Raw genomic sequence first — 11437 nt, forward strand, 5'->3', positions numbered from 1 at the left:
GAGTTTGTGTCTCCAATCATTAGGATGAGTTATATCAAGCTAGTTTATACTCGAAAAACAGCTTATGCTTAACTCTGTTCCATTTCTGGTCAACTTTCCGTACCCTGTTTTTTGAAGTTATTCAGCAAGCCCTATTATAGCGTGGCTTTGACAACTGGATTCCGTATAACGTATTGCCTTCAAACGAGTGATGTCAATTATTATGTCTCTATTCAGAAGCTGTCACATTAAACCCAGCCTCGATCGTGGGACTGTTCTGTCATTCTCTTCAACTCGACGCGACAAAAAACACAAACCCCGATTTCACCGCGAAATCGGGGTAACGAGAGGGAGGCTATCCCCTATCACAACATCACCAAACGCTAGAAACTAAACGTCGTGCGAATCACGCCAATCAAAGCATCGTCGTTATCGTCGTCGTGGTTCGGTGCCGTCAACCAAATTAATCCCGGCGTCACCGTCAGATTTTCGCCGATTTGCAGCGAATAGAAGGCTTCGAGGTGCAGCGACGTATCGTCGTCTTCGTCGATGCCACCCCGTTCTAAACTCGAACTGACATCCGTGACTTTCGGTTCTTGTCCCACAAGAATACCCGCTAAGTTCCCCGGTGCGCCTACGTCGGGAAACGCCAAGGAAACCGCCCAGTTCCAACTATCGAGGCTGCCGCGATCGATGGTTCCCCCTAACGTCGAAAGGGTTTGGGTATTGACATATCCCACCCAACCGCCGAGGGCGAAGTTCTCGGCAAGCTGCCAAGAGGCTTCGATGCCGTAAGCGTTGCTGACAATGGGCATTTCTGTGCCGAATTCGTCAGCGGAGAAGCTGCGGAAGTTGGAGAGGGTGCTTCCGGTTCCCATTTCCAGGTTGTACGAGTTCAAATAGGTTAACGCGAACTCTAACCCGTCGGCAGGCGTCAAGGTTAATTGTCCCATTGCGCCATAGGGGCCGTTAAACAAGCCTAACCCTTCGGTAGGGTCGTTGGCTTCTCCGGCGTAGTAGCCGCCGCTGAGGGAGAGAAAATCGTTGAATGCGTATTCAAACCCGATCCCCGTTTGTTCGATCAGGTAGAAAATCGAGGCGCGGGTTCCGAATTTAGACAATGCCCCGAAGTTCCCGTCGCCGTCGAAGAAGGGGTTGACGCTGGACGCGAAGTCATCGGAAGCCCCGGCGTTGGCAGAAATCACGACGTTGAGGTTGTCGCCGAGGGGAAACGAGTAGTTGAGGGCGTCGATTTCAATGGAGTTTCCGCTATCGTCGGAGAAGAACAAATCTCCTTCGGGATATCCCGTTGAAACTTCCGAAAAAGCGGGAATGTTGCTGGCTTGCAAGCGGGTTAGCAGCAAGTCTTCGCCGGTAAAGCTGGTGAGGAATTCTAACCGCGTCCGATAGCCGAAAGCGGGGATTTTATCGATATCGTTACCGTTGACATCTTCACCGCTTGCAATACCGTAAGCGGCGAAAATGACTTGACCTTCGAGTTTCGTCGTGGTGGAAAACTGGTTGGCTTCGAGTTCGGCGACGCGAGACTCTAACCCGTCTACTCGTCCTCGCAACGCGGCTAGTTCGGCGGCGAATTCTTCTTGCAAGCGGCGAATGGTCTGTAGACTGTCAACGTCGATGTTTTCTCCATCACCGATGAGGGCGACGATTTGGTCGAGACACGCGTTTAACCCAGCGGCGAATTCGTAGCGGGTCATGAAGTTGTTGCCGCGATAGGTTCCGTCGGGATATCCGGCGATACATCCGTAGCGTTCTACGAGAGACTGCAACGCTTGAAACGCCCAGTCTGTCGGTTGTACGTCGGACAGTTGCGACACGGAGGTCACTTGATCGAGAGACAGCGACGGCGCGGGGTCGCTGAGTTCGTCTACACTTGTCATTTGGGCGTTGGCTGCACTAGCAGCTAGGAAAACGCCGAAAACGCCAGCACTACGGCTGACAAGGTTCCAGATAATTCGAGACATCGGCTCCTCGCTCACTACACTCACACTAGGTCGATCGAATTCGTCAAGGCGATCGCATGACGGCGGGCGATCGTAAAAATGATAATCGATCTTATTTTACTGCTAAACTTTTAGTCAAGCCTCGGTCGAGCTGACTGGACAGTCGAGGTTAACAAAAAGTATTCTCAATAAGAATGACGAAAAGCTGAGTGCTTGTCAAGAGCGATCGCCCCATTTTTTACGATCGCCCTTCAGCAGACGGTAGCAGTTTGAAGCTGAAACTCAGTAAATACGCAACTCCCGAGACGAGGATAATCGTCGCCCCAGAGGTTAGGTCGAAGGTATAGGAGAGAAACAACCCAACTGTTGTAAAAATAATTCCTAATAAGCTTGCTGCGATCGCCATCTGTTTGATATCTTTGACGAACCGTCCCGCGATCGCTGCGGGCATCGTTAACAGAGCGATGGTGAGAATCAATCCCACCACTTGCATGACCATGACGACGGTAAGGGCGATCGCTGCCACCAGCATCAGATAGAGTGCGTTGACGGGAACGTTTCGCGTCGTGGCGAAGACGGGATCGAAGGAAATCGCCAACAGTTCCTTATAAAACAGCACCACGAGGGCGACGATAACGACATCGATGGCCAGCATCAGCATCAAATCGCTGGGGGGAACGGTGAGGATGCTACCAAAGAGATAGCTCATCAAATCGGCTTTGTAGCCTTCCGTCATATCGATAAAGATAATGCCGATGGCCATGCCGATCGCCCACATGACACCGATGAGGGTATCGGCTCGCTGTTCCGTTCGACGTTGTACGACACCCATTCCCAAGGCTGCGGCTAAACTAAAGGCGATCGCCCCCAAGACGGGATCGAAACCGAAAAAGTATCCTAAGCCAATTCCACCATAGGCGGCGTGAGCGATTCCGCCGCTGATAAAAACAATGCGGTTGACGACGACAAAGGTACCGATAACGCCGCAAGCCACGCTCACGAGAAGTCCAGCGAGTAAGGCGTTACGCATGAAATCGAACTGTAACGCTTCGGTCAAAAATTGAAACATCGGTTCTAGAAACGGCGATTCACTGAAGATTTCGATCTAGCGTAGCGTTAATGGCGATCGCTTTTTCAGGGTAGGAGTGGTGGGGAGGTTTGGGGGGCGATCGGAATTGATTACTTGAGAGTGCGATCGAGGAACATGGAGAGAGTAAAAATGTTGAGCGTTGATGAAACTCAAAAATTGTGGCAACCCCTTTCCCATCAGTTAGTCATTCCCCGCGATGAAGCGACTTATCAGCAACTTGTAGAATGGCTCGATCGCCTCATCGATGAAGTAGGAGAAGACGAACGACATCCTTTAGCGTCACTGATGGAAATTATCGGCATTTTAATCGAGCAGTACGAAAACGATAATATCCCCGAACTCTAAGACTGATAGTTGCTCAAAAAACACGAATCGTCGAGTTGCCTCGTGCATTAAATCCTCGGAAATCTCTAGCTGAAAACTATGCGATCGCTTCTCGAGCAAGGTCGTCTAATTTACCCTCTTCAATATCTTGTTCTAGCTGCTCGTCCCAGCGTTCGTAATCTAAGTCTAACAACCAAGATTTTAGCTTCTCAAACTCATTGGATGATAGAGAAAGAATTGCCTCTTTGGTTTGTTTCAGATTTGACATTGCTAATTTTCCCAATTTGCTTTTAACAAAGTTATGAGGCTCTTCCGACCCGGGTATGTAGGGTAAATGCCTGTAGCCTCCATCTGGAAAAGGATTTCGCGATTTGAGTTTCCTTTTTATACAGTTTAGCAAAAACTCTTACTCTGTAAGGGTTTCAGCGATTTCTTGCATAGCAAGTTCGGAAGAACCGAAGATTTTTAGTGGCGACTCACTACAGAACTCAATTTATTCATTCAATTGATTTTTTTGGATTTTTTGCGTGATGTCTCCCAGCATAAAGTCTCCCCCAACACCTAAATTTCGACCAAAAATTTGCTCTGTAGAACTATCTTCACTCACCTGTGCAACATTTCCGATTTCTGCACTACCCTTTATCCGAACGGTATCTAACACAATTTGCAGGGAAGGTGAATGTGTTTGTATCTGGTCAATTAATTGTTGGATTTGGTTTGCAAATTCCCTGTCTTCCTCCATTTGATTGACAAGTTCACCTTGTAGAATCTGTAAGTTCTGTTCTGTGGGCTTTTTCTCCGCTCGTTTCAAGAGTCCAAGAGTTCCTGCCTGTTCGAGTTTATTTTGTACAGCTCTTTTGACTTGTTGCATGGTTTTACCGCTTTTTTTGATGGCATTCTCGCTGATTTCTTCACCTGTTTTTTCACTTACTTTCTTTAAGAAATTGGGCAAAATAATGGTTGTGACAACCTCGGAAATTACAGATAAAGGATCCATTGATTTAACTCCTAAAGTGATTGATGATTTTCGAGAATTTTTTAGAGTCTAAACCTTTTCAGGATTGCTGCCTACACAGTCTTGACTAATCTACAAAAGAATATCAGCCTACCGCCAGTACGGATAACCTGCATTGCCGAGTTCGCCTTTTACCCATCCCATTGTTTTTAAATCTTCCCAAAGCCACTGATACACTAACTCAGTTACAGGACATTCACCTAGCCATCCTGCTGTTATCGGATTTTGTGAAAATACCTTGAAGTAAGGATACAGTAAAGCTTTAGGACGCAGTCTTTGCATTTGATGAATGGCAGTTTTGTAGCGATCCATATCTAATGTAGGTTGTCGATCGCTCAAACTAAAATCTACAGTGCTTTGGCTTCCATAAGGTAATGCCTCCCAGTAAAGACCGAGGCTGATTGAATTGGAAGCACATACCACACCAACTAACTGAGCAGGTAAAATTGAAGCTAGAGGAAGTTGAGGTGTGAATTTTGGAAACCACTTGTTAACAAGGTCTGTGTAGCCTTGTACTGCTCCTCTATAAATAGTCTCTGCATAATTAAGTAAGATTTTAGGTGAATACACGCTTGTCTTTCGGAAATTTTGGACAGAATCTGGAAGACTCAAATGGGAACGCCCTTGCTCTCGAGCCGTTTCAATTTCTATTTCAAGTTGTTCTAAGGCGTGGCGAACTCTGGGCGAAACGCTTGATTTGCTACTTTTAGCTAAAAGTACAGCAATTTCGTCTATGGGAATTGGCTCCCAATTTGATACATTTCGTCTAATCAGCTTAGATGCTATGTACCAGGCTGCCTCAAGAGAGAGATGCCCTGCTGTAACTGGAAGAGATCGATCTCGTAATAGACGCGATAAAGAATCAACCAACTTCTCGTAGCTCCATTGCCAAGCCCATGAAGGGTGTTGGTATACTCCTGAACCGTCAAGACTTCGCCAACCTAACTGACATAGCTCAGGAAAATCTATACCAGGAGGTAACTCGACTACTTCCTCCGGGTTTGTACTCGTAGAATGCCACCCAATCTCTATCCAGGGTTGTTGCAGGCTAACACCAGATAAATCCAGATCTTGTTCGCTGAGTCGTACTCCAGTAGTTGGCAGTTTTTCATTTGGAAGTACGGGAGTAATTTTAGAGGCAAGTTCATCGAGTCCAGTTACCCACGATTGCATCGCTGTTCGCACTTGACATCCAAGTTCAAGAACGGGTAACGATGGCATCTCGAAAGTGTAACCCTGATTAGCTAAAGCTTCGTTAATAATTGCAGCTGCGATCGCAGGTTGATTCTCTACAATCGGAATCAGTATTTCAGAGACTCGTTTGGGGGCAAGGATTGCAGTAGCAAGCACTAGCGGATATTGCCATCGTTCTAATCTTTGGCTGTCCCTTACCAACACTTCAGAATATGGCTCACCTGCTGCTAAGCTTTGTGCAGCAAACCACTCGGTTAAAACAGGGAGAGAAAATCTAATCTCACCTGCCTCCTCAACTACTAATCTAGACTCTGTAATCCGCGATTGCTCAGACCAATCAGCAATCTCGTTGACGGGAACGGCTGCGCCTCCTCTGTCAATAGATGCGACCGCTAACCGTTCTAGTAACTGTTTAGCTTGGATAACCTTCTCACCCAATGGATGTAGCGATCGCTTTACTAACTCAGATAGTAATTGCTCTTTAGACTGAGGAAGTTGGACTTTGGAATTTTGAAGATAGGTTCCTAATAAAATGGAAAATAGGGGTCTACAAATCGCATCTCGAACAGATTGTGTAAGTTTACAAGATACGCCTTGAATGTGCCATCCTGCCAATCGACTTACTAGCGCCTCAGCAGACTTTTGGGATAAAAGAGGTATTTCGATCGCTTCTTCAGCAGCCGAAAACTCTGGAGTAGGTCTACTGGTGATAGCAATTGTTATTGGTTGTCCGATTTGAATGAGATACCGCGCTTCTCCTAGCAATCGATTAGCGTTGCTGGTTCCAGTCTCATCCACTCCATCAATAAAAACTAATATACGACGAACACCCAAGTCACATAAGCCACAAGTTTTTTCTTGGACGATCTGTTCCAAAGAGCAATCACGCGGTAGCTTAGAGGCTTCCAAGAAGATAGGAATTGCTGCGTCAGAATTCTGTTTGGCGTCTTGAATTGCCATCTGAAACATACGTTCGACAATTAGATATTTCCCAGATCCCATTTCGCCAATCAGAATATGCAGACTACCAGGAACTGATTGAATGTTAAATGGAATAGTGCCGATAGAGGAATCGTCAACGAGGGCGATCGCATCGCTTTCACTAACACCTGCACTTTGCCAACGAGCAATACATCGTGCCCTCGATCTTTGCATTGCTTTATCCAGCCAAGCCTGAAGATCTACATTTTTAAGGCTAGAATCCGAAGAGTTATAGCTGATATCTATATTCTGAGTGATATCTATATTCTGAGTGATATCTCCAACAGATAGATCGCGACCTACAGAAATCTCCTTCAGCACTTCCTGCTGAATTGGAGGAAATGTGGGATTTTTGGAAGAATTATCGGATGCCATTAACGTGTTAGCACTGAAGGCACTTTAGCAATTTTGGGAATTGCGTTAGTCAAAACAATGGCTAAAGAAGTAGCTCCTTCCCCTCTTGTTCAGAGATAAGCTCTTAACTTTACCTTCACCAATCACTGGAGATAGGACAACTATGTACTACTGTACTACAGCTATATGATAACACCCTAGTTCGGGGACTTTTGCCGAAGCTAACCTGCTCGTAATCCAGGTTGCGATCGCCGGAGACAGGTGTGCGTCTACCCAGATCGTCATCCGACTAAAACCGGGTGATTCAGTTTTCGCGAAGCATAGAGAAGGGATGCTTTAAGATCGTCGGCTTCGAGATCGGGCATTTCCTCTAAAATTTCTTCTGAACTCAGACCCGCTGCGAACAGATCTAATACATCTGATACCCGGATTCTCATCCCTCGAATGCAGGGACGACCGCCGCACTGTTGGGGATTAATCGTAATTCTTTGGAGTAAGTCTGACATTGCAGATAGCTCGATAATCGTCTTCTTCTAGTTTGGCATTTTTCCCAACTGGGCAAACAGCGAATTGGGGAGGATACCATCTCCTACACTCGAAACCCTCTCTCGATTCTACCTTCGCCCCAATACCAAAATCCGCACCTCCAAAACAAGAGATGCGGATATCGATCGAGGGAGGTCAAACCTCACTTAGTTATTCCTTATCCTTGAAAACCCGGAACTGGCGTTTCTCCCCCTTCCAAACCGAGAGATTCCAGCATTTCTCGGTCTTCTTCCGGCGGTTGTCCGAGGGTGGTGAGGTAGTGACCGATTAACATGGCGTTAATTCCGGCTTTCAAGCCTAACGCCTGTAACTCACCCATGACCGATTCGCGACCGCCTGCGTAGCGGATAATGCGATCGGGGAGAATTAAACGGAAGATGGCGATCGCCTTGAGTGCTTCGTAAGGATCGAGTTTGCTGCGATCGTCGAGAGGCGTTCCTTCTCGGGGATTGAGCAAGTTGAGGGGAATCGATTCCACGTCCAACTCCCGCAGCGACAACGCTAAATCGATGCGATCGCTCCAGCTTTCACCCATTCCCAAAATACCGCCAGTGCAGGCTTGAATCCCCGCAGCTTTCAGGTGTTGCACCGTTTCCACGCGATCGCGCCAACTGTGCGTCGTGACGATTTCGCCGAAGAAGTTTTCCGAGGCTTCCAAGTTGTGGTTGTAGCGAGTCACCCCAGCTTCAGCCAGTTGTTGCGCTTGTTCCGGCGTCACTTCCCCGAGAGCGCAACAAGGTTTAATGCTGGTTTCGGCGATGATGCGGCGCACCGTTTCGAGGATTTCCTCGAATTCCTGCGATTTGGGACTGCTGTATTTCGGTCCGCGTCCTTGGGAGACCAAACAGAACCGTTTCGCACCCGCCGACGCCGCAGCTTTGGCTTGTTCGAGGATTTCCTCTTGGGTTTTCAACCCGTAAATGGGGGAATCTTTTCCGGGGTGGTGCGCCGATTGAGAGCAGAACCCGCAGTTTTCCGAACAACCGCCAGATTTGACGTTGATGATACTGCATAGATCGACGACGTTTCCGCAACACGCTTGACGCACGCGATCGGCGGCGGCGCAAAGTAGTAAAATTGCGTCGGTTCCTTCGATTTGCGTCAGTTCCATCGCCGTCTCGCGATCGAGACGCTCTCCTGCAACGATGCGATCGGCGAGATCGTTGACCCACACTTCTAAAGTGGCGAGATCGCGGGTGTTCGTCGAAGTTGCGTCGGATAAACGTTCGGTTTTTAAAGGTACTCGAACCACAGTCGGACTCTCCATGCAGCGTCGTTCGCCCTTCCTAGGGCGCGATCGGCATTGTACCACTTCAGAGAATCTCCCTAGAACCCCCAGTTTTCTCAAACCGCAGGGGTCTGAACCTCGTTACGGACACAATTCGTTCGTCCAAGCGTTGGGATTGTCCCCACGCGCACATTGATATCGTGCGCCGACCCACTCTACGATCCAACCGCTGGGACTCGATTGCAGTTCGAGGCGGTGGTGAATGCTACCGACGGAGTCGTCCGCCAATCCGATTTGGGTATATTCGATGACGGCGTAGTCGCGATCGCCGCTGGGGTACTCAATTTCGAGGGTTTCTCGCTGTCGTCCTTCGAGGGAATCTCCGGTTTCGAGGAGTTGTGCGGCGATGTCGTGCAAATTTCCCGCGACGATATCGTACCGCTGCGTGAAGGTAGAGACTTCGACGTCTCGATATTGCGATCGCAGGATCGATCTCGGTATTGCGATCGCACTACTGGCGGTTTGACTAACAATAACAGCGGCGAATAACAGAGCTTGTCGAAACATAATGGGATGTCCTCACACGGGGATGTTGCAAAGTTCGGATAGTTCTTTCTCTACCTACAATTACATCAGGTTGAGTTCCGGCTTTAAATGGGCTTTAAATATTTAAAAAGTTTTTATCGCTGTATTTCTAAAAACCACTAAATCAATTAGAGGGCGATCGCATTTAAAATATTTTCTACAGTTTTTCTTTAAACTTGTTTACAATGAAGTATGACGAGCTGTCATAGACAAATCGTAAATAACAATGAGATTAGCCAATTTAAACTTCAAACCGGTGGTACGAGTGCTGTTAGCGGCGGTTATCGTCCTCAGCAGCTTTGCGATCGCCATCGCACCCGCATCTGCCGAAACCTACACCGTTAAAATGGGTGCAGACAACGGAATGCTGGCATTTCAACCGAAAACCCTGAAAGTCAGCCCTGGCGACACCGTAAAATGGGAAATCAACAAACTGCCTCCCCATAACGTCGTTTTCGACACCAGTTCTGCCCCCGACTCTGGGTTAGCGCAAAAGCTCTCTCACGACAAACTGGCTTATGCTCCCGGAGACGGTTACGAAGAAACCATTCCCGAAGACGCCAAGCCGGGAACCTATTCCTACTACTGTACGCCCCACCGAGGCGCGGGTATGGTCGGCGAACTCATCATCGAATAGCCTCCGCTCCAACTGTCAAATATGCGATCGCGACGAGTTTCACGTTTGATACTCACCCGAACGCTCGTTGTCAGATTAGCTCCCCGGTTTTCCTCGCATACTGGGGAGCTACAACTTTTAAAAAGCTCGATAAAAAAAAGGTCTGCATCAAGCAGACCCCTTCAATTTAAGAAGCGTCAGAGAGACTAGCGAACCGCCGGAACCTGAGACGCCACATCGATGGGTTTCATCAGATACAGACGTAGGAACTGCCAACCGCTCGAGACGTAAAGGGGAAGTTTCTGGAAGAATTTCACAACTCCCGGCGCGTTCGACTCCGCAATCTGCGTCAACTTGACGTTATTTTCCACGCAAGTATCGAGACGGTTGTAGAACTCGGGATCGTTCACGTCGAGCATCACCGGAAACACGCGAGACGCCGTTTCGTTCGTTTTTTCAATGACCTCGATGTCGTATTCCCGAGCGTCGAGTCCGATACTGGCGTAGAACCCAGAACGCTGTAAATCGTTGAGATACATCGTCGCGAACACCGACAGCAGGAAGAAGCGACACCACAGCTTCGCTTTCCAGTCGTTGAGATTTTGGGGTTGCGCCTGCATGATGGCGTCGAAGAAGTCGCCGTGGCGGTTTTCGTCCTGACACCAGTTCTCAAAGAAGCGGAAAATCGGGTAAATCCGATCTTCGGGATGTTTCTCTAAGTGGCGGTAAATGGTGATATAACGCCAGTAGCCGATTTTTTCCGACAGATACGTGGCGTAGAAGATGAATTTCGGCTTGAAGAAGGTGTACTTCTTACTTTTCGTGAGGAAGCCGAGGTCGAGCTGCAAGTTGAAGTCCGACATCGCCTTGTTTAAGAAACCCGCATGGCGAGCTTCGTCACGCGACATCAGCGTAAAGCACTCTGCTAAAACGGGGCTTTTATCTTTTAAACGGCGTCCGAGTTCTTTGTAAAGCAGGAAGCCGGAAAATTCAGCGGTGCAAGAGCGCTCTAGAAATTCAATAAACAACCGCCGTTCTTCGCCGCTAATTTTATCCCAGGACTGCTCGAATTCTTCGTCACGGACGAAATGATGGCGGTTGTAATCGACGCGGAACTCCTCGAGGATCGCACGCAGTTCGTCTTCGTTAGCGGAAATGTCCATTCGGGACATTTCCTCGAAGTCGGTGGTGTAGAAGCGAGGGGTGAGGATCGTATCTTTGGCGGGAGTTTTAACGCCGGGGCGAATTTCTTCAAACGTGGGTTTTTTGACGGAGTCTACCATAGGGATTTATCGTCGTTTCCTATCACTGCGATCGAGCGTTCGCGGGCGCGTCAAGCGCCTCTAAGCAGTTACCTACCGTTGGGTTCGTACAGTCAAAAGCAAACTTGCTATCGAGCAAGTCCAGCTAATTGACATCCGCTCCCAGCAACCCTATCGGGTATGCAGGGAGATTCCCTGGTTCACACCAAGGATTTCCTGCTTCTCAACCTCTTGACTAGACTTGAACTCAGATAACTTCAAGTCCCCGCCAGAACGATTCCACAGGCTTTTTGTTTTAC

General features: G+C 48.2%; 11 protein-coding genes. 2 read left to right on the forward strand and 9 right to left on the reverse strand.

Going from position 1 to position 11437, the window contains the following annotated elements; all coding sequences use genetic code 11:
• Window positions 1–362 precede the first annotated feature (362 nt).
• Both POG22_RS17775 and POG22_RS17780 read right to left on the reverse strand, forming a co-directional pair.
• A complete protein-coding gene (locus tag POG22_RS17775) occupies window positions 363–1964 on the reverse strand; it encodes an iron uptake porin (protein WP_074170884.1) in 1602 nt (533 codons plus the stop codon).
• Window positions 1965–2181: 217 nt separating this feature from the next.
• Window positions 2182–3012, reverse strand: coding sequence for a metal ABC transporter permease (locus tag POG22_RS17780; RefSeq protein WP_498906669.1), 831 nt, complete (start codon window positions 3010–3012; stop codon window positions 2182–2184).
• Window positions 3013–3162: 150 nt separating this feature from the next.
• Between POG22_RS17780 and POG22_RS17785 the strand changes: the two genes are divergently transcribed.
• Window positions 3163–3378 (forward strand): hypothetical protein, encoded by a 216-nt coding sequence (locus tag POG22_RS17785; RefSeq protein WP_498906676.1) that lies wholly within the window; start codon window positions 3163–3165, stop codon window positions 3376–3378.
• 76 nt (window positions 3379–3454) lie between these two features.
• Here the strand turns inward: POG22_RS17785 and POG22_RS17790 are convergent, their stop codons facing one another.
• The 6 genes from POG22_RS17790 to POG22_RS17815 form a co-directional block, all read right to left on the reverse strand.
• On the reverse strand, window positions 3455–3625 hold the full coding sequence (locus tag POG22_RS17790; RefSeq protein WP_498906670.1) for a hypothetical protein: 171 nt from the start codon (window positions 3623–3625) through the stop codon (window positions 3455–3457).
• 225 nt (window positions 3626–3850) lie between these two features.
• The gene (locus POG22_RS17795) at window positions 3851–4354 is read right to left on the reverse strand and encodes a Fis family transcriptional regulator (RefSeq protein ID WP_498906671.1); all 504 of its coding nucleotides are present in this window, start codon (window positions 4352–4354) and stop codon (window positions 3851–3853) included.
• 108 nt (window positions 4355–4462) lie between these two features.
• Complete coding sequence (locus POG22_RS17800) at window positions 4463–6922, reverse strand: NACHT domain-containing protein (RefSeq protein ID WP_498906672.1); 2460 nt, start codon at window positions 6920–6922, stop codon at window positions 4463–4465.
• 260 nt (window positions 6923–7182) lie between these two features.
• The gene (locus POG22_RS17805) at window positions 7183–7407 is read right to left on the reverse strand and encodes a DUF433 domain-containing protein (protein WP_017663448.1); all 225 of its coding nucleotides are present in this window, start codon (window positions 7405–7407) and stop codon (window positions 7183–7185) included.
• A gap of 197 nt (window positions 7408–7604) precedes the next feature.
• On the reverse strand, window positions 7605–8699 hold the full coding sequence (bioB, locus tag POG22_RS17810; RefSeq protein WP_498906673.1) for a biotin synthase BioB: 1095 nt from the start codon (window positions 8697–8699) through the stop codon (window positions 7605–7607).
• Between the two features lie 117 nt (window positions 8700–8816).
• Entirely contained in the window at window positions 8817–9242 is a 426-nt protein-coding gene (locus POG22_RS17815; protein ID WP_063716776.1) for a hypothetical protein, read from the reverse strand.
• A 244-nt stretch (window positions 9243–9486) separates the two neighbouring features.
• Between POG22_RS17815 and petE the strand changes: the two genes are divergently transcribed.
• Window positions 9487–9897, forward strand: a complete 411-nt coding sequence (petE, locus tag POG22_RS17820; RefSeq protein WP_498906674.1) for a plastocyanin — start codon at window positions 9487–9489, stop codon at window positions 9895–9897.
• A 185-nt stretch (window positions 9898–10082) separates the two neighbouring features.
• Here the strand turns inward: petE and acsF are convergent, their stop codons facing one another.
• A complete protein-coding gene (gene acsF / locus POG22_RS17825) occupies window positions 10083–11159 on the reverse strand; it encodes a magnesium-protoporphyrin IX monomethyl ester (oxidative) cyclase (protein ID WP_498906675.1) in 1077 nt (358 codons plus the stop codon).
• Window positions 11160–11437 lie beyond the last annotated feature (278 nt).

The organism is Geitlerinema sp. CS-897 (assembly GCF_028368005.1).
GTDB classification, from domain to species: domain Bacteria; phylum Cyanobacteriota; class Cyanobacteriia; order Cyanobacteriales; family Geitlerinemataceae; genus Baaleninema; species Baaleninema simplex.